Source organism: Castellaniella defragrans, from assembly GCF_014203015.1.
Classification (GTDB): Bacteria; Pseudomonadota; Gammaproteobacteria; order Burkholderiales; family Burkholderiaceae_B; genus Castellaniella; species Castellaniella defragrans.
The window spans coordinates 56,716-76,725 of sequence record NZ_JACHIB010000021.1 but is presented as its reverse complement, the minus strand read 5'-3'; the positions used below and the strand labels follow the sequence as shown (position 1 = coordinate 76,725).

The window sequence follows — 20,010 nt, the reverse complement described above, 5'->3', positions numbered from 1 at the left end:
GAGGCGATGGCGTCCGAGCCGGTGCGCACCTCGGTCATGGCGCTGCGCAGGTTGCGCGTCATGGTGGCCAGCGCGCTCAGCAGCTGGCCGATCTCATCGCTGCCGCGGGCGACGACGTCGGCGCTGAGATCGCGGTGCGCCACGGCTTCCGCCAGCTTCACGGCATGCCGCAGCGGATGGGTGACGGAGCGCGTCACCCGCCAGGCGAACAGCGGCGCGAGGATCAGGGCCAGCAGCGTGGCCACGGCCAACACGGTCAGGCCCAGCCGGCTCGTGCGCGCGCTCTCCTCGAACAGGCGCTGCACCGAATCGGTCTGCAGCTGCGACAGGCGGTCGATCCGCTCCATCAGCCCCGCCGTCTGCTTGGGCATTTCCTGATTGAAGAAGGCGTCGGCCTCGCCGTAGTTGCCGCTGTCGAGGTCCTTGAAGGCCTGGCTGCGCCGCTGGACGAAGGCCTCGCGGGCCTGGCCGATCTCTTTCAGCAGGCCGGCGGCCTGCGGCTGGGACAGCGCCGCCGCCAGCTGGCCGTCCACCTCGACCGTCTGCCCCTCGGTGGTCTCGATGTCCTGCTTCAGGCGCCGCAGCGTATCGGGATCGGCCGACAGGGTCGCCTGGGTCAGGTTGGCGCTCTTGTTGATCTGCCGCGCCAGCTGCTGGATCAGCGCGGTGGTGCGCAGCCGCTGGTCCAGCGCCTGGTTGTCCTGCTGCGTGTCCAGGATGCGCCAGGCGCCGATGCCCGACAGGACCAGCAGCAGGACGATCACGAAGCCGAATCCCAGGGTCAGCCGGGTGCCGATTTTCAGGTTGCGCATGGTGTGGTCTCGCTGTCGATGGGGACATCGCGGGTCCGATCAAAAACCCCGTCGCCGACCCGGTCTAAGGATGTTCAATCTTAAAGGGAAGCCCTGCCGCGGCCACCACGTATCGAATTCTTTCTGTTATGCCGTTCTGCGATAACCGTACCGGGAAACTACCATCCAGGCGGGAATCGGGCACCGCTGCGCTGACGGATGATGCGGTACCGAATAATGTCTTATCGAACAATGCGCTGCCTGGTGATGCGGCACCGAAGATGCGCCGGCGGATGACGCACTGCGCCCCTTCGGCAAAAGATGGATGTCCGCAAGGCGGATGGGACGCGAAAAACCATGGTGCCCGAGGCCGGACTCGAACCGGCATGCCTTGCGGCGAGGGATTTTAAGCCAGAGCATGGCATCCGCACCGGGCTAACGCTGGACTTGGATGTGGCTTGCTGTAGCAGGTTTTCCGCCAGACCAATGCCTTCGATCATATCCCGGTGCGCGATGCAAACCGCCCCGGTTCTCCTCCGCCTGGCTCCTAGCCGGCCCCTGGAATCGGGGCCTTTCAGGAGCACCTCATGGCAAAGATCAAACTCACCAAGTCCGTCGTTGACACGGCGCAGGCGCAAACCTGCGACGTGGAACTCCGGGATACGCTCGTTCCGGGCTTCTTGTGCAAGGTTACACCAACCGGCCGCAAGGTATTCATGGTTCAGTACCGCACGAACTCCGGCGTGCGGCGCAAGCCGGCAATCGGCCAGTTCGGCGAGCTGACGGTCGAACAGGCCCGATCGCTGGCGCAAGACTGGCTGGCCGAAGTCCGGCGCGGGGGCGATCCCGGACTCGACAAGGCCGAAGCCCGCAAGGCGCCGACGGTCAAGGAGCTGTGCGGCCGGTTCATGGACGACCACTCCAAGCCGCACAACAAGCCCAGCACGCAGGCCGGCTACCAGTACCAGATCGACAGCTTCGTCATCCCGGCCTTCGGCAGCAAGAAGGCTCACGAGGTCACGCGCAACGACATTACCGCGCTGATGAAGCGCATGGAGAAGTCGCCCACCCAAGCCAACCGCGTGCTGTCGCTCGTCCGCAAGATGTTCAACCTGGCCGAACTGTGGGGCTACCGGCCCGATGGCTCCAATCCCTGCCGTCACGTCCCCAAGTACCCGGAAAAGGGTTCGACCCGGCTCATTACCGACGACCAGATGACCAAGCTGTTCGCCTATCTGGAGAAGGCCGAGGCCGAGGGCTTGGAACATCCCATCCACCTGCTGGCCGTCCGGCTGCAATTCGAGTTCGCGGCGCGCATGTCGGAAATCCTGCTGTTGCAATGGGATTGGCTCGACCTGCCCAACGGCCGGGTGGTATGGCCGGACAGCAAGACCGGCGATATGTCCAAGCCCCTGAGCGCCGAGGCTCGCCGCCTGTTGGAGAGTGCCCCCCACTATGGCGATTCGCCCTACGTTTGCCCTGCGATCCTCGATCACAAGAAGCCGCTAAGCCCCCACTCCTACTATCAGGCGTGGCGGCGCATCCTTGACCGTGCCGGTGTGCCGAAGGTCGGCACCCACGGCATCCGCCACCGCTCGGCGACGGACATTGCCAATTCGGGCGTGCCGCTCAAGGTCGGCATGGCGCTGACAGCGCACAAGACCGTGGCGATGTTCATGCGCTATGTCCACACCGAGGACGATCCTGTGCGCCAGGCGGCCGAGCTGGTGGCGACCCGGCGCCAGACCATCACGAAGGCGCGGCAACGCCAGCCCCAGGAGGCCACGGCATGAGCGCCCGGACGCCCAAAGCAGTAAAAGGCGCTGCCGTGCCTGCCGGCTACGCCGGCATCCACGGCGGCATCGTGGAACTGCTCGATGCCGCCCGCCAGGCGGCGGCGCGCAGCGTCAATGCGCTGATGACGGCCAGCTATTGGGAGATTGGTCGCCGCATCGTGGAGGCCGAGCAACAGGGCGAACGGCGCGCAGGGTACGGCGAACAGTTGATCGTCCGGTTGTCCGCCGACCTGACCGCCCGCTTCGGGCGCGGATTCAGCCCGGACAACCTGGAGAACATGCGGCGGTTCTTCGCCGCCTATCCCCGGCCGGTGATTTCCGAGGCACTGTCTCGGAAATCGGGGGACGGATTGCCTGCCGAGAAATCCGAGACAGCGTCTCGGAAATTGGCCCTGGGCGAGTTGGCGCAGGTGTTCACGTTGCCGTGGTCGGCCTACGTGCGGCTGCTGTCGGTCAAGGACGAGCACGCCCGCCGCTTCTACGAGGCCGAGGCGCTACGCGGCGGCTGGAGCGTGCGCCAGTTGGATCGGCAGATCGGCAGCCAGTTCTACGAGCGCACCGCCTTGTCGAAGGACAAGGCGGAAATGCTGGTCAAGGGCGCTGCGCCCCGGCCGGAGGATGCCGTCATGCCCGACGATGCGATCAAAGACCCGTATGTGCTGGAGTTCCTGAACCTCAAGGATGAGTATTCCGAATCCGATCTTGAAGCGGCCCTTATCCAGCGGCTGGAGGATTTTCTGCTGGAGCTGGGCGAAGGGTTCACCTTCGTCGGCCGGCAGCGGCGCTTACGCATCGACCAAACGTGGTATCGGGTGGATCTGCTGTTTTTCCACCGGCGGTTGCGCTGCCTGGTCATCATCGACTTGAAGCTGGGTAGCCTGACCCATGCGGACGTGGGCCAGATGCACATGTATTGCAACTACGCCAAGGAGCATTGGGCCTATCCCGATGAAAACCCGCCCGTGGGTTTGATCCTCTGCGCCGATAAGGGCCACGCGCTGGCGCGGTACGCCTTGGAAGGCTTACCGACGAAGGTGATGGCGGCGAACTACCGCACCGTGCTGCCGGATGCCGAACTGTTGCAGAAGGAGCTGGAAACCACGCGGCGCCTGCTGGAATCGCGCGCGGCGAAACAGCCCAGGAAGCTCCCGCAATAGCTGGGCGTCCCAGCGTGCCGCCGTCGGGTTCCGCGGCTGCACCAGCCTGCGCTACAAATGAATCGGCCGCCTAAGCAACGCTGCGCTGGCAGGACACAAGCTCGCAGCCTGCCGCGTCGCCAGCACTGAAGCCGGTGCGCTTGTGCGCTCCACCGGCTTGAAGCCCTGGCGCTCGAAGAACGGCGCTGCCGTCGTGGTCAGCAGCCAAGCGTCGCGCCCGCCTTCGTCGAAGGCGCGGCGTAGCAGCAGCGCGAGGATGCCGCCACCAATGCCGCGCTGGCGCGCGTGCGGCAGCACGAACAGGGAGCGCACCAGCACATCCCGTCCCATCCGCTCGAAGCCGCCGTAGCCCACGCGCTTGCCTGTCACCGTGGCATAGGCAAAGAAGCTGCGCCCCGGTTCGGTCAGATCGTCCGTGGGAAGTCCGGCCTCCTGCAAAGCCATGATGAGGCCTGTGTCGTTGCCCGCGGTCGGCGTATCCACCAGCAGCGGCGTACCGTCTTCTTTGCGAATCTCGCCCGCCGGCCGCTGCGGCAGCAGTTCGATCACCATGTCCGAGGGCCGGCATAGGCGTACGCCCAGGGGCGACACCACGATGGGCCGATTGATGAGGATCGGATGCGCCAGCATCTGGTCGATCAGTTCGTCGTCGCTCCAATGGGCAGCATCCAGCCCGAGTTCCTTGTAAGGCGTGCCCTTGATGCGCAGCACGTCCCGCACGCCCATGTCCATCCGTGCGATCAGAGCCTTCAAGGTTTCGCGGTCAGGCGGCGTCGTCAGGTACTCGATGACCGTGGGCGCGATGCCGCTGGCGCGGATCAGCGCCAGCGTGTTGCGCGACGTGCCGCAGTCCGGGTTGTGGTAGATCGTGACGGTACTCATGCTGAATGCCTTGCCGCGTTGCGCGGAGCCTGTTCGTACCAGCCGCGCGAGCGATTGACCACGCGCACGACCAGCAGCATCACCGGCACCTCGATCAGCACGCCGACCACGGTGGCCAGCGCGGCGCCGGAATGGAAGCCGAACAGGCTGATGGCCGCCGCCACGGCCAGCTCGAAGAAGTTGCTCGCGCCGATCAACGCCGAGGGGCAGGCGATGTTGTGCTTCTCGCCCACCTTGCGGTTGAGCCAGTAGGCCAAGCCGGAGTTAAAGAACACCTGGATCAAAATGGGCACCGCCAACATGGCGATGACCAGCGGCTGTTGCAGGATGGCCTGGCCTTGGAAGGCGAACAGCAGCACCAGCGTCAGCAGCAAGGCCGCGATCGACAGCGGGCCGATGCGCTCCAGGGCTTGATCGAACGCGGCCCGGCCCCGGCGCAGCAGCGTGCGGCGCCAGAGCTGCGCGAGGATGACCGGGATGACGATGTAGAGCACCACCGACACCAGCAGCGTGTCCCACGGCACCGTGATGGCCGACAGGCCCAGCAGCAGCCCTACGATGGGCGCGAAGGCGAACACCATGATGGTGTCGTTCAAGGCCACCTGAGACAGCGTGAACACCGGATCGCCGCCCGTCAGCCGGCTCCAGACGAACACCATTGCCGTGCAGGGCGCGGCGGCCAGCAGGATCAGGCCGGCCACGTAGCTGTCGAGCTGGTCGGCCGGCAACCACTCGGCGAAGACTTGGCGAATGAAGATCCACGCCAGCAGCGCCATCGAGAACGGCTTGACCGCCCAATTGACGAACAGCGTGACACCGATGCCGCGCCAGTGCTGCTTGACCTGGCCCAGCGCACTGAAGTCCACCTTGAGCAGCATCGGGATCACCATGATCCAGATCAGCAGGCCCACCGGCAGATTGACCTGCGCCACTTCCATGCGGCCGATGGCCTGGAACACGCCGGGCGCAAGCTGGCCCAGGGCGATGCCGGCGACGATGCACAGCAGCACCCACACGGTCAGGTAGCGCTCGAAGCCGCTCATGGCGGGCACCGCCGGCGCACGGCCGGCGGTATCGGTTCCTGCGGTCATCGCGCCGGCCTCACTGGCGGCCAATGTCGCGCAGCTCGCGCTGCAAGGACATGGCATCGAGGCTTTTCAGGGGCAGCGACAGGAACAGTTCGATGCGCCGGCGCAGCGTGATCGCGGCGTCCGTGAACGCCTTGCGCTGCTGTTCCTCCGTGCCTTCGACGGCCGCTGGGTCGGGCACGCCCCAATGGGCCGACACCGGCTTGCCCGGCCAGAGCGGGCACGCCTCTCCGGCGGCGTTGTCGCAGACGGTGAAGATGAAGTCAAACACCGGCGCATCCGGCGCCACGAACTCGTCCCAGCTCTTGCTGCGGTAGCCGGTCGCCGGCAGATGCAGGCGCTCCAGCGTGGCGAGCGCCAAGGGATGCACTTCGCCTCTCGGATGACTGCCCGCCGACCAGGCGCGGAAGCGCCCCTGGCCCAATGCGTTGAGGATGCCTTCGGCGAGGATCGACCGGGCCGAATTGCCCGTGCAGATGAACAAGGCGTTATAGGTGGTTTCTGTCGTCATGCGCGCCTCGCGTCAGCAGCAGGAAGTAGCCGACTTCGCGGAACGCGGCGCGCAGCACGCCGCGGCGGCGCCGGGCGCAGGCTGGGGCGCTTCGTTGAAGACGGGGATGTTGCCCAGCGTGTGGAAGTGTTCCCAGGCCACGCCCTGCGGGTCGGTGATCCAGTGCTTCTCGCTGCGCGCGTAGCAGCAGGTCGTGGTGCCTTCGTCGAGCAGCGCCATGTCAGCGGCCTGCGCGCGGGCCTTCAGCGTAGCGAGTTCGTCGGCGTCGTCGGTCTGGATGCCCAGGTGGTCGATGCCCGGCTTGTTGCCGCGCGTGGAGATGGCGAAGTTCACCGGCGGGTCTTCGAGCATCCACTTTGCGTAGTCGCCTTCGACACGCGCGGGCTGCGCGGCGAACAGTTGGGAGTAGAAGCCGATGCTGCGGTTCAGATCATCGACGTGCAGGTGGACGTGAAAGCGCTTCATGGGGATTTCCTTTCAGCAGGACTTGCAGGCAGAGGAGGATTCGGTGACTTCGCACGCACTGCCCTGGCAGCAGTGCTCGGTCATGTAGCCGAGCAGGCTGTTCATTTGCGCGAAGTCGGCGCGGTAGATCAGGTTGCGGCCTTGCTGCTCGATGGTGACGAGGCCGGCATGGGCCAGCTCCTTCAGATGGAAGGACAGGGTGTTGCGGGCCACGTCGAGCTGGTCGGCCAGGACGCTGGGCGTGAGCCCTTCGGGGCCGGCGACGACCAGGGCGCGGAACACGCGCAGGCGCTGGGTATGGGCCAGGGCACCAAGGGCGGAAACGGCTTGATCTTCGTTCATGGTTCGATAATACAACATTTATTGAATCATTGTGCAAGGAGCTAGCAAACAGAACCTCATGGCGTCCCGGCGTGCCGCCGTCGGGTTCGCGGGCTACGCCCCGCGCTTCGTGCCGAATCGCGGCCATTCGGCTTTGACCCCTGACGCCTCCGGCCCTCTCGGGCCTGCGCGCTCCGCTTGCCCCAAAAGCCGACTGTGTGCAGTGGGCGGGTGTGGGCGGTCTTGCTGTTCCCTTCACCGTATCACGGCGTTCTCGCCGTCAAGGGCGGCGCGCGCCATGCGCGCTTGCGTCCTGGCGGCCGTCTGCGACCCCTGACTGCTTGCGCTGCGCCGTGCTGGCGCCGGTTCCGGGCAATTCCGCCCGAGCAACCGGAGCACGATCATGTCGCAACTGACCCTCTCTCTCGATACCCCGCTGATGGTGCGCGATGGCCGTGGGCGCTATCGGCCGGCGGACGCCGACCAGATTCTGGAAGCCGCACGCCAGGTCATCGAACAGAAGATGCAGCGTGGCGCGACGTTCACGTCGCCGGAGGCGGTGAAGGACTACCTGCGCGCCAAGCTGGCCGGCTTCGAGCACGAAGTCTTCGCGGTGTTGTTCCTCGACACGCGCCATCGGCTGATCGACTACGTGGAGATGTTCCACGGCACGATCGACGCCGCCGAGGTGCATCCGCGCGAGGTAGTGAAGCAGGCGCTGCGACTCAATGCGGCGGCGGTCATCGTTTCGCACAACCATCCGAGCGGGAACCCCGAGCCGAGCGCGGCCGATAAGGCGCTGACCTCGCAGCTTCGGCAGGCGCTGGCGCTGGTGGACGTTCGCACGTTGGATCACATCATCGTCGCGGGAAGCCGTACCACGTCATTCGCCGAGCGCGGCCTGCTTTGACCCTTGGGGGCTTCGGCCCCCTTTTTTTTGCTGCGCCCGGCGGCGCAACTCCGGCCCTCGCGGGCCTACGCGTGCTGCGCACTTGCCGAAAACGGGACTGCGTGGAGGTGCGAGGGAGGCGGTCTTGCTGTTCCCTTCATCGTGCCACGGCGTTCTCGCCGTCAAGGGCGGCGCGCGCCATGCGCGCCATGCGCGCTTGCGTCCTGGCGGCCGTCTGCGACCCCTGACTGCTTGCGCTGCGCCGTGCCCCGGAAGGGTCGGGCAATTCCGCCCGGCATCCTTTCAGGAGTTCACCATGAACAACGCACTCATTACTGACGAGCAGCGCGTCGTGCTGCTGGCCAACGGCCGCGAATCGTTGGAGAACCCGGACTTCGATCCGGCCCCCGTGGTCAAGCTGTTCACGCCGGACGCCGGCGCGACCTGGCTGCTGACCGAGATTGATCCCGACGACCACGACCACGCCTTTGGTCTTTGCGACCTGGGCCTGGGGGCGCCGGAAATCGGCTGGGTCAGCCTGGGCGAGCTGGCGACGGTGCGCGGCGGGCTGGGCCTGCCGATCGAGCGCGACCTGTCTTTCCGCGCCGAGAAGCGGTTGAGCGTCTATGCGCGCGATGCGCGGCTGGCCGGGCGGATCGCTGTCTGACCTGGCCTTGGGAGCGCCGCAAGGCGCTCCTTGTGCTTTGTGCTTTCTCGACCATCGAAGGAGATCCATGCCATGAGCAGCCATCACGACTACATCATCGAAATCACCGCGCAGCACGATGCGCTCAAACCGTTCGCGCCGGAGAACGGCCAGCCCTTGCGCTTCAAGATCGGCGACGCGGTGATCTACACCAACGAGTACGGCGCACAGTTCCGCCGCCGCGTCACCGGGTTCTACCAGCCCACCGGGCTGTCGGGTCTGTACGCGCGCGGTGCGCGCTACCTGCTGGACTCGTCATCGCCGTGGATGCCGGTATTGGAATCCAGCCTGCGCCCTGACGACTCGGCGTGATGCCTACGCGCCCCTTGCGGGGCGCTGCGCGCTTTGCTTGCCTCCAGGGGAAAGCCCTGCGGGCTATCCCCGCCGCGCGGTGCTTGGCGCCCCTCAAAGACCGCCGAACCGGCTGCGCCGGATCGGCCAGACCGCAGCAGTCGCTGTCGAACACGCTTCCCCATGACCGGCGCATGAGCTTGTGCATCGAGCATTGAAGGCTGTGCGTCCCCGGCCAAGAAACATGGCCGGTCGCGCTGTCGTGCGCGCTGCGCATCGAGCCGCCTGCGGCGTCTCGCCCCTTCCGGGCTTCCATCGTTCCCTCGCTCCGCTCGGCTGACGCCTCCGGCCCGGCTTCCAGCTTCGGGCCTGCGCGCTTCGCTTGCCGTGCGGTCAGCGTGTTGGAGGGCCGTTGCCATGTCCAGCCGTCTCCCCTGACTTCATCACCTTGTCCGCGACTGTAGCCCGCGGCCGTGTGCCGTCAAGGCGCGCAGGGCCGTGTCCTCGGCTGCGCCTGCGGGCCGCACCAACCCTGCGCTTGCCTCCTTGACGGCCCTCGTTCGCGCGCTCCTGACCGTCGCGGGCGATGAACTCAGGAAAGACGGTGGCAACAGGGCCAACCGGGTTCCTCGTGCCGACCGCACCAAACAGCCGAAAGGCTGGGCTCCGAATCTAGGAATCCGGTGTGCGGTGAACAGCAAACCTTTTTTCTTTGTCAGGAGAAATGCCATGCAACTCGCATCCCGCTTCGCTTCCCGTTCCCCGATGCTGCGTTCGGAACGCCCCTTGTCCGACGACCAAATCCGGGCCGTGGCCCCGTCCATCTTCGCGGACGCCCCGCACGAAAGCCGCTCCGAGCGGTACAGCTACATCCCCACTGCCACGGTGTTGCAAGAACTGCGCGGGGAAGGCTTCGAGCCTTTCATGGTGACGCAGACCCGCGTGCGCCACGACGACCGCCGCGACTACACCAAGCACATGATCCGGCTGCGCCACGCCAGCCAGATCAACGGCCGCGAGGCCAACGAAATCATCCTGCTGAACTCCCATGACGGCACCAGCAGCTATCAGATGCTGGCCGGGATGTTCCGCTTCGTTTGCAGCAATGGGCTTGTCTGCGGCGACACCGTGGCCGACGTGCGCGTGCCGCACAAGGGCGACGTAGCCGGACACGTCATCGAAGGCGCTTACGAAGTCCTGCACGGCTTCGACCGGGCGCAGGAATCCCGCGATGCTATGCGCGCCATCACGCTCGACGCCGGGGAATCGGAAGTGTTCGCCCGCGCTGCGCTGGCGTTGAAGTACGACGAGGACAAGCCCGCGCCCATCACGGAATCGCAAATCCTGATGCCGCGCCGCCATGACGACGACCGCCGCGACCTGTGGAGCGTATTCAACCGCACGCAGGAGAACTTGACCAAAGGCGGCCTGTCCGCCCGCGCCGCGAATGGCCGCCGCCAGACCACCCGGCCCGTGCAGGGCATCGACCAAAGCGTGCGCCTGAATCGCGCCCTGTGGCTGCTGGCCGATGGCCTGCGCCAGTTGAAAGCCTGAATCCCCACGCGGCAGGGGCAGGCAGCAGCCCTTGCCGCTTCTCTCGCTGCTGCATCCCAACCGCTAGGAGAAATCACCATGAACGCCGTACTCAAAACCGAAGCCGTCGCCATCGAAGCCGCTGCACCGCTGGAAGTGGCCGACCCGACCAAGAACCTGATCTTGGTTCCCCTCTCGCAGTTGCTGCCGCGCCGCTCCAAGCGCAACGTCCGCACGACCCCGCGCCAGTCCATCCCCGAACTGGCCGCGAGCATTGCCCGCATCGGCCTGCTGCAAAACCTGATCGTCATCCTTTCCGCAGATGGCGAGGCTTACGAGGTGGTGGCAGGCGACCGCCGCCTGACCGCCTTGAAGCTGCTGGCGAAGAAGAAGCGCATCCCCACCGACTACGAAGTGCCGTGCCTACAGGTGCCCGATGCCTCGGCCCGCACCGTCAGCCTCGCCGAGAACGTGCAGCGCGAGAACATGCACCCCGCCGACCAGTTCGCGGCCTTTGCCGCGCTGGTCAAGGAAGGCCGACCCATCGAGGACATTGCCGCCGACTTCGGGGTGTCCCCGCTGGTGGTGCAGCGCCGCTTGAAGCTGGCGAACGTCTCGCCGCGCCTGATGGCCGATTACCGGGCCGGTGGCGTGACGCTGGAACAGTTGATGGCCTTGACCATCACCGACGACCACGCCGCGCAGGTAGCCGCGTTCTATGCTGCGCCGGAATGGCAGCGCAGCCCGTCCAAGCTGCGCGAGCGCCTGACCGAGCGCGAAATCAACGCCACGCACGCGCTGGTGCGCTTCGTCGGGCTGGACACCTACCGGAAGGCAGGCGGCGGCGTCCGCCGCGACCTGTTCGCCGAAGGTGATGCCGGAACCTACCTCACCGATACCGGAGTGCTGGAAACGCTGGTGCGCGACAAGCTGGAAACGCTGGCCGAGGACGTGCGCGCCGAGGGCTGGGCATGGGTGGAGGCCGTGCCGCATCTGGCCTACGAGGAACGGCAGGCGTTCCAGAACGCCCCGCGCCACCGCCGCGAGCCGACCACCCGCGAGGCCCGCCGCATCGCCTCGCTGAAAAACCGCCTCGAAAAGATCGACGCCGAACTGGAAGATGCCTGCGACGCCGAGGACGAGGCCAAGGCCGAGAAGCTGGAACAGCGGCGCGATCAGGTGGTCGGGGAACTGCAAGACGCGGAGGATGCCTTGCAGGGCTATGCCCCCGAGGTGCGCGAGGTGGCCGGTGCCATCGTCACCATCGACCGCAACGGCGAGGCCGTCATTCATCGCGGCCTGCTGCGCGAAGCCGAGGCCAAGGCGCTGCGCACGCTGGAAAAGCTGCGGCGCGGTTTCGGCAGTGCCGAAGGCGAAGCCGCCAACGACGAGCACGAGGACGCCGACGACGCGCCCAAGGCCGCGAGCCTGTCCGACCGGCTGGCGCAGCGGTTGAGCGCCCACCGCACGGCGGCGCTGCAAATCGAAGTCGCACGGCATCCGCACGTCGCGCTGGCCGCGCTGGTGCATGGCATGGTGCAGACCGTCTTGCAGCCCGACGCCTACGGCGATGGCCTGCCGCTCGGCGTGCGCCTCACGACGCAAGACCGACTGGAAGGCATGGCCCCGGACTGGCCGGAATCGCCCGCCGCCGTGGCGCTGCGCGAACTGCAACAGGTGGCCGGTGAAGCCTTGCCGGAGGACAGCGCCGAACTGTTCGCCGTGCTGCTGGCGAAATCGCAAGACGAACTGGTGCGGCTGCTGGCCGTGTGCGTGGCTTCCACGGTGGACGTGGTGACGCCTCGCGCCACGGTGCAGCAACCCGGCGAGGAACTGGCGCAGGCCGTGGGCCTCGACATGGCCGCATGGTGGAAGCCGACCGCAGAAGGCTACTTCAAGCACATTTCCAAGGCCGTGATTCTGGATGCCGTGGCCGCGTTTGCACCGGAATCCGTCACCCGACTGGCGAAGTTGAAGAAGGCCGACATTGCCAGCGAAGCCGAACGGCTGGCCGATGGCACGGGCTGGATGCCCGCCATCTTCAAGGCCGAAGGCCCGGAAGCTGCGCCGGCGGAAACGCAGGCGCAGGACGCCCCGGAGGATGCCGATGCCGTGGCGGATGAACCCGCAGAGGCGCTGGCCGCTTGACCCGCGCCGAAGGCAAGCGCCCCGGCCTCGACCGGGGCGCTTCGCTGCAAGGAGAAGCCCCCATGACCCGCACCACCACCAGCCGCCCGCGCATGGCGGCGATCTACGCCCCCGGCACGGTGCGCGTCCGCCGCTGGCACGGCGACGGCGACGTGCGCGGCTACCGCCCGCGCTCGGGCTGGTCGGCCCTCGCCGACCTCACTGACATTCACCCCATCACGGGCCGCGCCTTGCCGCGTGCCGTGTGGTGGCTCATCGAGACGAAGGAGTAACCGCGTTCACAGCCGAGTCGGAACGCCGCCGCCATCACGGAAGTTCAGGCGGCGGCGTTGACGTGACCGGGCTTCCCGCCCGGCAATAGCAGGCCCGCATGGGACTGCAAGCCGAAGCGCCCGCAGTGCGCAGGAATCACCAGCAGTTTTCGGCTTGCCGAGTGCATAGCCCGCAGCGTAGGCCGCGCCCATTTCATCAGAGGCATGTCCGCGTTTCCTGTTTGGAAATCTGGAACGGCCTGGGCGTGTCGGCGCACAGCGCCGCCGGGCTTTCGGGCTGCGCCCCGTGCCGACTTCGCTGTCACGGCCATTCGGCTTCAATCCCTCACGCCTTCGCGCCTGCGGCGCTGCGCGCTGCGCTTGCCTCCAGGGGAAAGCCCCGCGGGCTATCCCCGCCGCGCGATGCTTGGCGCCCCTCGATGCAGCCGAACCGGCTGCGCCGGATCGGCCCGGCCAGCGCCCCGCCGCAATGGACGGGGCGCTGGCGAACACGCTGGCGCTCGCTGCGGCAGGTTGTGCAGGTGCGTGCCGTCCTCAACGCTGGCGGTTCCTGCCCATCACGTCACGAAGGACGGTTCACGGACAACCCGCCCGGCATCGCTATGGAGCTTCCACGCCACGCCTCAAGACCGGCGCCGCAAGGTGCGGCGGGGACGTTCTCACTTGTCGTCGGATGGTTGACCTGGCCCGCGTCAGCGGGCGAGCCGGAGAAGCCTTCGGGCGGGGATGCCGAGTCGGCCCCATCTCCTTTCGGAGCGGTTCGGCCCAAGGCGTCCTTGTCTCGTTGTGAATCCTGGCGGTGGCACGGCTGCGCCTCGGGCTTCATGGCTGCAACCGTCCGGCGAAAACAATTTCCCCGCCGCTGCGCGGCTTCCTCGCGCAGCAAATTCTTTTCGCCTCCCGGCTCTCCACTGCGTTTCGACCGCAAGCGGTGCAGCCAGCCCGTCCCCCGCCGGTCGGATCACAACAAGGACGCGATGGGCGCGAACCTTGTTCAACCGAAAGGAGAAAACATCATGGCCAACATCGGTACCTTCACCGCAGACAAAGACGGCTTCACCGGCACGCTGCGCACCCTGACGCTCAACGTCAAGGTCAAGCTGGTTCCCAACGACAAGGGCAACAGCGAGAACGCCCCCGACTTTCGCCTCCAGGCCGCCGGCCACGACATCGGCGCGGCGTGGAACAAGACCAGCGAAGCCGGACGGGAATACAAGTCCGTGACCCTCGACGATCCTTCGTTCCCGGCGCCGGTCTATGCCCGCCTGATCGAAGGCGAGGACGGCACGCACGACCTGATCTGGTCGCGCAGCAAGCCCCAGGCGGCGTGACCGCCGCAGCGCCCCGCCCACCGCGGCGGGGCGCTGTGCTGCTGTTCGCAGCACATCACCGCGTCACGCGCGCGGCTTTGCCGCATCGCGTTCCTTCAACACCGCCTCCAGCTCCTGGCGCACCTGCGCCAGCAGCTCGTCGGCCTTGTGCGGGCTGTCGCCCGCGTAGGCCAGCGTCAGCAGCGTGAGCGGGTGGATCTCCATCACCTCGCACAACTCGGCCAGCTTATGCAGGGTCGGGCTTTTCAGGTCGCGTTCGAGGGTGCTCATATAGGTGCGACTGGACACGTCAGAGAAGGCTTCCTGGCTCAAGCCACGCGCCTTTCTAACTGTCTTCAACGCCTTCGCCAATGAGTTCCCTGCCGCCACCTATGGTTTCCCTCGAAAAACCAAGATGACAGCCCATTGCGCCCTATAGGACTACAATCTATAGTGTTCATTTGGTGTTCTACGTTTTTGTGCCTTTACGGAAATCCGCATCGGCGGGTTCCAGCAAAGCCACGCAAGCGCATCCGTGCTTGCGCACGAAGGCGTAAATCCGGTTTGGCGGTTCTGCGCTTCAACGTGAAACCGCATCCGTGCATCATTGGATTTGTGGGATTGCCGACCATGCCCCAGCCACTCGCCACCGTCCCGGAGCGCGCGCAACTGCTCGCCAACGGCGAGGCTCGTGCCGCTGGCCAGGCCATCGACCCGGTGCCCGTGGTGCGGCTGTTCACGCCGGACGCGCATGTGACCTGGCTGCTGGCCGCACTCGATCCCGCCGATGGCGACACCGCCTGGGGCCTCATCGACCTGGGAATCGGAATGCCGGCGCAAGGAACCGTCAAGCTGTCTGAGCTGGCCGGCATCGTCGGGCCGCGCCGGCAGCCCGTGATGCGCGACCTCTATTTCCGCCCCACCCGCACGCTGTCGGAGTACACCCGGCTGGCCGAGCGCGACGGAGCGATCCCGGACTGAATACGGCCTACTGTGACTTTTTCAGTCTGGTGTCATACCGGGTAAGTCTCAATCGAGATTCTTGCGGCGTAGCCCCACCAGTCTGACCCAAATAGACAGGATGCTTGGCGCGGATTGCGGCAGGCTGGCTTGTGCAGTGTCCCCGGTCGTGGCGCTGCCGCCGCAGCATTGAGACGAATACCGCAACACATCGGAGCCAATCGGTCTTGACAGCCCCATCCGCCTTTTTAACCCATGACGTTCCGACGAGGGCGATGTAGCGCGTAGTTCTTCCGTGGCGGCGAGTCCTGTTCGCAGGAGGAGGCGTCATGGTCAATCCTCATCACCTCGCGCATTGGTATCCCACTGCCGCATACCTGTATGTCTTTTGGCTGGATGCGCTCGCGCTCGCTTGGGAGTACCTGCGCAGGCATCCCGACTACCGGCTCGACTGGCTACGCCGTCATCGCCGGCCTGATGCAGCGCATCGCTGGGGTTTGCGTCTGCTGGAAGACCCGGCACTGGATGCGCGTGACGCGCATCCAGCTTGGCTGCCTGGTCATGCTGCCGTGGTGCAGCTCTACCCCGACGCTGATCCGCCGCAGGATGCCACCGCCTTCGCGTTCTGGCGCATCCCCGGCCACAAGCAACTGTTCCACGACGGCAAGAAGCTGGCGCTGATCGCGCGCAGCCCAGGCCATTGCCTGCGCTTTGCGCTGGCGCCCGGCCTGGAAGACGGCATGGCCGTGGCCTATGCCCAACGGAGCGGCACTGCCGCCCCTGTGCGCGGTCATGCACGCGGGGCGACCTTCGCTGCCACCACGCCCAGGCCAACACCTTCCGCGCTGCTGGAACTGCACACCTTGCAGGCGCTCGACGCGACCCTCGCGGGTGCGTCCTTGCGCGATGTGGGCGAAGGACTGTTCGGTGCCGACGCCGTGGCCGACTGGTACAGCGACGGCGGCCTGCGCTCGAAGGTGCGCCGCCTGGTGCGGCGCGGCGATGCGCTGATGCGCGGCGGCTATCGCCACCTAGCACAGCTTCCGCCGCTTGAGAAGGGTCGTTTTGATGTGGACGCAAAACGACCCTGAGTAGAAGGGCCGCGTTTTCTGAGACTGCCTCCATCCGGTCGCGCTGTGTGGCCGGGCGCTTTCAACCGATGGAGGTTCACACCATGCGTCCCGCTCCCTTGCGGCCTGCCGCCACTGTCTCGACCACTGCCGCGCAGCCCCAACGCTATCTCACCAACGACGAAGCCGCCGAATACCTGCGCCTGTCGCCGCGCACGCTGGAAAAGCAGCGCGTAATTGGCGGCGGCCCGCGCTTTCGCAAGTTCGGGCGGCGCGTCATGTACGCCGTGGCCGACCTCGATGCCTGGGCCGCCGACCGCAGCTTCGAGACGACTTCTGATCCCGAATACGCCGAGCACCACTCGGCCGACAGCCGTGCGCGCTGATCGGCGGCGTGCGGCAGGCCATCGCCATGTCCAGCACTGCGCTGCCCATGCGGCAGCGGCCGTTGCAGGAGCGCGAACAGCTCGACCTGTTCCGCGCCTTGCCCGGCGACATGGCGCCGCGCGACAGCCAGGATTTGATGGCCTATCCGTTCTTCTCGCTCGGCAAGTCCAAGCGGGTCAAGCCCATCGACTTCCGTGCGGGCAACGTGACGATTCGCGTGGAAGGCACGCAGGAGCACGGCATCGCCACGATTTGGGATGCGGACGTGCTGATATGGGCGGCCTCGCAGATCGTGGAGGCGAAGGACGCAGGCTTGCGCCCGTCGCGGCTGATGCGCGCGACGCCCTACGAGATCCTGCGCTTCATCGGGCGCGGCAAGTCGCTGCGCGACTACCAGCGGCTCAAGGCCGCACTCGACCGGCTGCAATCGACCACGGTGGCCACGTCCATCCGCGAGACGACCGGACGGCGCCTGCACCGTTTCTCGTGGATCAACGAATGGAAGGAACTGGCCGATGCCAATGGCACGCCGCTGGGCATCGAGCTGATCCTGCCGGACTGGTTCTATGCGGGCGTGCTCGACGCCGCCCTAGTGCTGACCATCGACCCGGCGTATTTCCGGCTCACGGGCGGCATCGAGCGGTGGCTGTACCGCTTAGTGCGCAAGCACGGCGGCAAGCAGGCATACGGCTGGCAGTTCGACTTTCGCTACCTGCACCGGAAATCGGGCAGTACCGCGAAGCCCTACGACTTCGCCTGCGACCTGCGCGCGCTTGTAGCGCGGCAGTCGCTGCCCGGCTACGTCCTGGGCATCGAGCGGATGCCGGACAACGGCATGGAGCTGCTGACCTTCCGGCCCGTGCCGCATACGGCACGGGAATAACCCCGGGAAAGCCTGTGGATGGCGTCGTGCTATCAGGCGTGCGGGGTATCGTGCTATCAGGCGTGGGCCTATCGTGCTATCAGGCGTGCCGATCGGCCGCAAATCCGCGCCAGCATTGGGTTTGCGCGCGCTCTAACTTCCCTAACTTAATTTCTCTAACTTTTAGTAGAGAAACGCCGCTGCGGTGGACAACCATCACTCGGCTCCAAGCGCAGCAGCAAAAGTCCGGCTTTCCAGCATGGGGGGCCGTGCCATGATCGTCGCTCTGCTCAATCAAAAAGGCGGCGTGGGCAAGACCACGCTCGCCACGCACATCGCCGGGGAGCTTGCGATGCGCGGCCAGCACGTCGTCCTGCTGGACGCCGACCCGCAGGGTTCATCGCTGGACTGGACGCAGCGCAGAAGCCAGCAAGGCTTGCCACGGCTGTTCAGCGCCGTGGGCCTCGCGCGCGAAACGCTGCATCAGGAAGCACCAGAACTCGCCAGACGGGCCGATCACGTCGTCATCGACGGCCCGCCGCGCATCGCCGCCTTGGCGCGCTCCGCGCTGCTGGCGGCTGAGCACGTGCTGATCCCCGTGCAGCCCAGCCCCTACGACCTGTGGGCCAGCGCCGAGATGGTGGCGCTGATCCGCGAGGCGCAGGTGTTCCGGCCTGCGCTGCGCGCGGCCTTCGTCATCAATCGGCGCGTCAGTACCACCGTGATCGGGCGCGAAGCGCGCCAGGCGCTGGCCGACCAGCCGCTTCCTGCGCTGCACGCGGAAGTGCATCAGCGCATCGTGTTCGCCGACAGCGTTGCCGCTGGCCGGCTTGCACGCGAGACGGCGCCGGACAGCGCCGCCGCGCGCGAAATCACCGCGCTGGTGGACGAACTGCTGCGGTGGCCGGCATGACAACGAAGCCGCCACCGAACAGCAAACGCACGGCCAAGCGCGTCGGCATCGGCGCGCGTCCGCCCGCGAATCCGCATGCCGAGGCGTGGATTCGCCAGGGCGACGCCGATGCGCTCAACAAGGGCGACCTCTACACCGCCCGCCTGACTCTCGACATCACGCCCGCGATGCGAGCGCGCATCAAGGTGTCGGCCTTCACGCAGGGCGTGACCGCGGCCGACCTGCTGCGCGGCCTGCTGGAGCGGGAGTTTCCAGAACACCGCAGGGAGAACACCCCATGACCGCATCCGCTTCGCCTGCCGCTGGCGCGGCTACGGCTGCGCTCGCAGCACCTTCCGGCCAGCCTGCCAGCGCGCCGCTGACGCGCGTGGCACTGGCCTACATCGAACCGCGCTTCAAGCTCTATTTGCGCTTCGGCGAACCCGCGCGCACGCACCAGCTCGACCGCTGGCGGCGCTGCGCGGTGTTCCTGCCGGGCGCTATGTTCTGCCGCATCCGCTGGCAAGCCAACGACTACGGCACGATCCGCTGGCAGCTCATGGTGATGCAGGCTTGCACGCCGCTCGACGCGGCGCAGCGCATCCCCGGCGTGCAGCCGGGCGCGCGCCTGCTGCTGCACGCCGAAGGCGAGATGCAGGTGCGCGCCGTGCTGGAGCGCATCGACGCCATCGAGGCGCTGGGCATCGCGCCCGTCCGCGTCTCGCCGGCGTACTGGCGCACGCTCGCCAACCGGCTCGCTGCCCGCCTGCCGCTGCCCGAATACACCGCCGAGCGGCACGCCGCCTGGCTGACTGCGAGGGCACTGCCATGACCGCCGTTTCCACTGCCGGCACCGCGCCGCGTCCTCGCTCGCCCCGCGCACGTTTGCGCGCTCGCCTCGTGCTGGCGGGCCTGTCCGCCTGCGGCCTCGCTGCGCTCGCCTGGGCGTCCTTCGTGCAGCCTCTGCCGCGCCTGATCTACAACCCGTCCGACAGCGTGGCGGTCGGCTGGTATCGCGTCGATCCGCTGGACCACGGTGCCGGCTCGCTGCCACGTCCCTTGTCCGTGGACAGCATCGTCCTGACCACGGTGCCGACAGATGCCGCCGCGCTGGCCGCGCAGCGCGGCTACCTGCCGGCGCGCGTGCCACTGCTCAAGCGCGTGGGCGCCGTCGCGCCCCAGGAGGTGTGCATCACTGGCCGCGTTGTCCGCATCGACGGCGTGCCTTCGGCCGCCGTGCTGCCTGCTGACCGCTGGGGCCGGCCGCTGCCATCCTGGCAGCAATGCCGCCGCCTCGAACCCGGCGAACTGTTCCTCTTGAGTGTGACCAACCCGGCGTCGTTCGACAGCCGGTATTTCGGGCCGGTCAGCGCATCCGCCGTGATCGGCGTCGCGCATCCGGTCTGGCTGGAATCCCGCCCATGAAGGCCGTCGATTCGCTGCACGTCGCCGTGCATCTCATCGTGCCATCGGGCGTGTCGTTCTGCTGTTCGTCGCCGTGTCGTCGCGCGTGCAGTGCGGGTGCCAATCCTACGCATTGGGCACCGCACTTCGCGTTGCCTTCGGCGCAGCCGTCCAACGTGCAGGCGTCTTGCCTCGAACGCGCCCGGCCTGCGGCCGTGTCCGCGTTCGCCGGCGCGCTGGCTGCTCGCGCAGCAGCGCCGCCGGGCCGCCGCTGC

Annotated in this window: 24 protein-coding genes; 17 read left to right on the top strand and 7 right to left on the bottom strand. The window is 66.9% G+C overall.

Features of this window, described 5'->3' with window-relative positions:
* The coding region (locus HNR28_RS16340; protein ID WP_184143054.1) for a HAMP domain-containing methyl-accepting chemotaxis protein at positions 1 to 812 on the bottom strand (812 nt) is incomplete at its 3' end.
* Between the two features lie 566 nt (positions 813 to 1,378).
* Between HNR28_RS16340 and HNR28_RS16335 the strand changes: the two genes are divergently transcribed.
* The gene (locus tag HNR28_RS16335) at positions 1,379 to 2,584 is read left to right on the top strand and encodes a tyrosine-type recombinase/integrase (protein WP_151023883.1); all 1,206 of its coding nucleotides are present in this window, start codon (positions 1,379 to 1,381) and stop codon (positions 2,582 to 2,584) included.
* Positions 2,581 to 3,744 carry a PDDEXK nuclease domain-containing protein gene (locus HNR28_RS16330; RefSeq protein ID WP_151023884.1) on the top strand — a complete coding sequence of 388 codons (1,164 nt, stop codon included), beginning with the start codon at positions 2,581 to 2,583 and terminating at the stop codon, positions 3,742 to 3,744. The genes HNR28_RS16335 and HNR28_RS16330 overlap by 4 nt, the downstream gene beginning before the upstream one ends.
* A gap of 51 nt (positions 3,745 to 3,795) precedes the next feature.
* On the opposite strand, the gene arsN2 is transcribed toward HNR28_RS16330, so the two are convergent.
* From arsN2 to HNR28_RS16305, 5 genes are read right to left on the bottom strand one after another with little or no spacing between them, the layout of a single operon-like run.
* Positions 3,796 to 4,626, bottom strand: a complete 831-nt coding sequence (gene arsN2, locus HNR28_RS16325) for an arsenic resistance N-acetyltransferase ArsN2 (RefSeq protein ID WP_151023885.1) — start codon at positions 4,624 to 4,626, stop codon at positions 3,796 to 3,798.
* A complete protein-coding gene (arsB, locus tag HNR28_RS16320; RefSeq protein WP_151023886.1) occupies positions 4,623 to 5,717 on the bottom strand; it encodes an ACR3 family arsenite efflux transporter in 1,095 nt (364 codons plus the stop codon). The genes arsN2 and arsB overlap by 4 nt, the downstream gene beginning before the upstream one ends.
* A 10-nt stretch (positions 5,718 to 5,727) precedes the next feature.
* On the bottom strand, positions 5,728 to 6,225 hold the full coding sequence (locus tag HNR28_RS16315; RefSeq protein WP_151023887.1) for an arsenate reductase ArsC: 498 nt from the start codon (positions 6,223 to 6,225) through the stop codon (positions 5,728 to 5,730).
* Positions 6,226 to 6,237: 12 nt separating this feature from the next.
* Positions 6,238 to 6,690, bottom strand: coding sequence for an ArsI/CadI family heavy metal resistance metalloenzyme (locus HNR28_RS16310; RefSeq protein ID WP_151023888.1), 453 nt, complete (start codon positions 6,688 to 6,690; stop codon positions 6,238 to 6,240).
* 12 nt (positions 6,691 to 6,702) lie between these two features.
* On the bottom strand, positions 6,703 to 7,032 hold the full coding sequence (locus HNR28_RS16305; RefSeq protein ID WP_151023889.1) for an ArsR/SmtB family transcription factor: 330 nt from the start codon (positions 7,030 to 7,032) through the stop codon (positions 6,703 to 6,705).
* A 382-nt stretch (positions 7,033 to 7,414) separates the two neighbouring features.
* Between HNR28_RS16305 and radC the strand changes: the two genes are divergently transcribed.
* The 7 genes from radC to HNR28_RS16270 all read left to right on the top strand — a co-directional run bounded on the left by radC (position 7,415) and on the right by HNR28_RS16270 (position 14,181).
* On the top strand, positions 7,415 to 7,921 hold the full coding sequence (radC, locus tag HNR28_RS16300) for a RadC family protein (protein WP_130561452.1): 507 nt from the start codon (positions 7,415 to 7,417) through the stop codon (positions 7,919 to 7,921).
* A 295-nt stretch (positions 7,922 to 8,216) separates the two neighbouring features.
* On the top strand, positions 8,217 to 8,567 hold the full coding sequence (locus tag HNR28_RS16295) for a DUF2958 domain-containing protein (protein ID WP_130561451.1): 351 nt from the start codon (positions 8,217 to 8,219) through the stop codon (positions 8,565 to 8,567).
* Positions 8,568 to 8,639: 72 nt separating this feature from the next.
* Positions 8,640 to 8,918, top strand: a complete 279-nt coding sequence (locus HNR28_RS16290) for a hypothetical protein (RefSeq protein ID WP_057386265.1) — start codon at positions 8,640 to 8,642, stop codon at positions 8,916 to 8,918.
* Between the two features lie 708 nt (positions 8,919 to 9,626).
* Positions 9,627 to 10,451, top strand: coding sequence for a DUF932 domain-containing protein (locus HNR28_RS16285; RefSeq protein WP_057386264.1), 825 nt, complete (start codon positions 9,627 to 9,629; stop codon positions 10,449 to 10,451).
* A 78-nt stretch (positions 10,452 to 10,529) separates the two neighbouring features.
* Entirely contained in the window at positions 10,530 to 12,578 is a 2,049-nt protein-coding gene (locus HNR28_RS16280) for a ParB/RepB/Spo0J family partition protein (protein ID WP_151023890.1), read from the top strand.
* Between the two features lie 62 nt (positions 12,579 to 12,640).
* Positions 12,641 to 12,850 (top strand): hypothetical protein, encoded by a 210-nt coding sequence (locus tag HNR28_RS16275; protein ID WP_151023891.1) that lies wholly within the window; start codon positions 12,641 to 12,643, stop codon positions 12,848 to 12,850.
* A gap of 1,016 nt (positions 12,851 to 13,866) precedes the next feature.
* On the top strand, positions 13,867 to 14,181 hold the full coding sequence (locus HNR28_RS16270; RefSeq protein ID WP_151023892.1) for a DUF736 domain-containing protein: 315 nt from the start codon (positions 13,867 to 13,869) through the stop codon (positions 14,179 to 14,181).
* A 63-nt stretch (positions 14,182 to 14,244) separates the two neighbouring features.
* On the opposite strand, the gene HNR28_RS16265 is transcribed toward HNR28_RS16270, so the two are convergent.
* Positions 14,245 to 14,550, bottom strand: coding sequence for a helix-turn-helix domain-containing protein (locus HNR28_RS16265; protein ID WP_058907051.1), 306 nt, complete (start codon positions 14,548 to 14,550; stop codon positions 14,245 to 14,247).
* 240 nt (positions 14,551 to 14,790) lie between these two features.
* On the opposite strand from HNR28_RS16265, the gene HNR28_RS16260 reads away from it, so the two are divergent.
* The 8 genes from HNR28_RS16260 (at position 14,791) to HNR28_RS16225 (ending at position 19,756) form a co-directional block, all read left to right on the top strand.
* Positions 14,791 to 15,141, top strand: a complete 351-nt coding sequence (locus tag HNR28_RS16260) for a DUF2958 domain-containing protein (RefSeq protein WP_151023893.1) — start codon at positions 14,791 to 14,793, stop codon at positions 15,139 to 15,141.
* A gap of 308 nt (positions 15,142 to 15,449) precedes the next feature.
* Positions 15,450 to 16,211 (top strand): DUF2285 domain-containing protein, encoded by a 762-nt coding sequence (locus HNR28_RS16255; protein ID WP_151023894.1) that lies wholly within the window; start codon positions 15,450 to 15,452, stop codon positions 16,209 to 16,211.
* Positions 16,212 to 16,294: 83 nt separating this feature from the next.
* A complete protein-coding gene (locus HNR28_RS16250; RefSeq protein WP_151023895.1) occupies positions 16,295 to 16,576 on the top strand; it encodes a helix-turn-helix transcriptional regulator in 282 nt (93 codons plus the stop codon).
* Positions 16,577 to 16,602: 26 nt separating this feature from the next.
* Positions 16,603 to 17,460, top strand: a complete 858-nt coding sequence (locus tag HNR28_RS16245) for a replication initiator protein A (protein WP_130534130.1) — start codon at positions 16,603 to 16,605, stop codon at positions 17,458 to 17,460.
* Positions 17,461 to 17,713: 253 nt separating this feature from the next.
* Positions 17,714 to 18,352 carry a ParA family partition ATPase gene (gene parA, locus HNR28_RS16240; protein WP_151023896.1) on the top strand — a complete coding sequence of 213 codons (639 nt, stop codon included), beginning with the start codon at positions 17,714 to 17,716 and terminating at the stop codon, positions 18,350 to 18,352.
* Complete coding sequence (locus HNR28_RS16235) at positions 18,349 to 18,633, top strand: chromosome partitioning protein ParB (protein WP_151023897.1); 285 nt, start codon at positions 18,349 to 18,351, stop codon at positions 18,631 to 18,633. The genes parA and HNR28_RS16235 overlap by 4 nt, the downstream gene beginning before the upstream one ends.
* Complete coding sequence (locus HNR28_RS16230) at positions 18,630 to 19,163, top strand: DUF2840 domain-containing protein (RefSeq protein ID WP_151023898.1); 534 nt, start codon at positions 18,630 to 18,632, stop codon at positions 19,161 to 19,163. Before HNR28_RS16235 ends, HNR28_RS16230 begins: the two co-directional genes overlap by 4 nt.
* On the top strand, positions 19,160 to 19,756 hold the full coding sequence (locus HNR28_RS16225; protein WP_151023899.1) for a S26 family signal peptidase: 597 nt from the start codon (positions 19,160 to 19,162) through the stop codon (positions 19,754 to 19,756). Before HNR28_RS16230 ends, HNR28_RS16225 begins: the two co-directional genes overlap by 4 nt.
* Positions 19,757 to 20,010 lie beyond the last annotated feature (254 nt).

Excerpts from the sequence above, each read along its gene's own strand:
- HNR28_RS16280 (WP_151023890.1), top strand. The coding sequence starts at position 10,530 with ATGAACGCCGTACTCAAAACCGAAGCCGTCGCCATCGAAGCCGCTGCA.
- HNR28_RS16245 (WP_130534130.1), top strand. The coding sequence starts at position 16,603 with ATGTCCAGCACTGCGCTGCCCATGCGGCAGCGGCCGTTGCAGGAGCGC.
- HNR28_RS16305 (WP_151023889.1), bottom strand. The coding sequence starts at position 7,032 with ATGAACGAAGATCAAGCCGTTTCCGCCCTTGGTGCCCTGGCCCATACC.
- HNR28_RS16335 (WP_151023883.1), top strand. The coding sequence starts at position 1,379 with ATGGCAAAGATCAAACTCACCAAGTCCGTCGTTGACACGGCGCAGGCG.
- parA (WP_151023896.1), top strand. The coding sequence starts at position 17,714 with ATGATCGTCGCTCTGCTCAATCAAAAAGGCGGCGTGGGCAAGACCACG.
- HNR28_RS16310 (WP_151023888.1), bottom strand. The coding sequence starts at position 6,690 with ATGAAGCGCTTTCACGTCCACCTGCACGTCGATGATCTGAACCGCAGC.
- HNR28_RS16285 (WP_057386264.1), top strand. The coding sequence starts at position 9,627 with ATGCAACTCGCATCCCGCTTCGCTTCCCGTTCCCCGATGCTGCGTTCG.
- HNR28_RS16235 (WP_151023897.1), top strand. The coding sequence starts at position 18,349 with ATGACAACGAAGCCGCCACCGAACAGCAAACGCACGGCCAAGCGCGTC.
- HNR28_RS16315 (WP_151023887.1), bottom strand. The coding sequence starts at position 6,225 with ATGACGACAGAAACCACCTATAACGCCTTGTTCATCTGCACGGGCAAT.
- HNR28_RS16295 (WP_130561451.1), top strand. The coding sequence starts at position 8,217 with ATGAACAACGCACTCATTACTGACGAGCAGCGCGTCGTGCTGCTGGCC.
- HNR28_RS16255 (WP_151023894.1), top strand. The coding sequence starts at position 15,450 with ATGGTCAATCCTCATCACCTCGCGCATTGGTATCCCACTGCCGCATAC.
- HNR28_RS16230 (WP_151023898.1), top strand. The coding sequence starts at position 18,630 with ATGACCGCATCCGCTTCGCCTGCCGCTGGCGCGGCTACGGCTGCGCTC.
- HNR28_RS16270 (WP_151023892.1), top strand. The coding sequence starts at position 13,867 with ATGGCCAACATCGGTACCTTCACCGCAGACAAAGACGGCTTCACCGGC.
- arsB (WP_151023886.1), bottom strand. The coding sequence starts at position 5,717 with ATGACCGCAGGAACCGATACCGCCGGCCGTGCGCCGGCGGTGCCCGCC.
- HNR28_RS16250 (WP_151023895.1), top strand. The coding sequence starts at position 16,295 with ATGCGTCCCGCTCCCTTGCGGCCTGCCGCCACTGTCTCGACCACTGCC.
- HNR28_RS16330 (WP_151023884.1), top strand. The coding sequence starts at position 2,581 with ATGAGCGCCCGGACGCCCAAAGCAGTAAAAGGCGCTGCCGTGCCTGCC.
- radC (WP_130561452.1), top strand. The coding sequence starts at position 7,415 with ATGTCGCAACTGACCCTCTCTCTCGATACCCCGCTGATGGTGCGCGAT.
- HNR28_RS16290 (WP_057386265.1), top strand. The coding sequence starts at position 8,640 with ATGAGCAGCCATCACGACTACATCATCGAAATCACCGCGCAGCACGAT.
- arsN2 (WP_151023885.1), bottom strand. The coding sequence starts at position 4,626 with ATGAGTACCGTCACGATCTACCACAACCCGGACTGCGGCACGTCGCGC.
- HNR28_RS16260 (WP_151023893.1), top strand. The coding sequence starts at position 14,791 with ATGCCCCAGCCACTCGCCACCGTCCCGGAGCGCGCGCAACTGCTCGCC.
- HNR28_RS16275 (WP_151023891.1), top strand. The coding sequence starts at position 12,641 with ATGACCCGCACCACCACCAGCCGCCCGCGCATGGCGGCGATCTACGCC.
- HNR28_RS16225 (WP_151023899.1), top strand. The coding sequence starts at position 19,160 with ATGACCGCCGTTTCCACTGCCGGCACCGCGCCGCGTCCTCGCTCGCCC.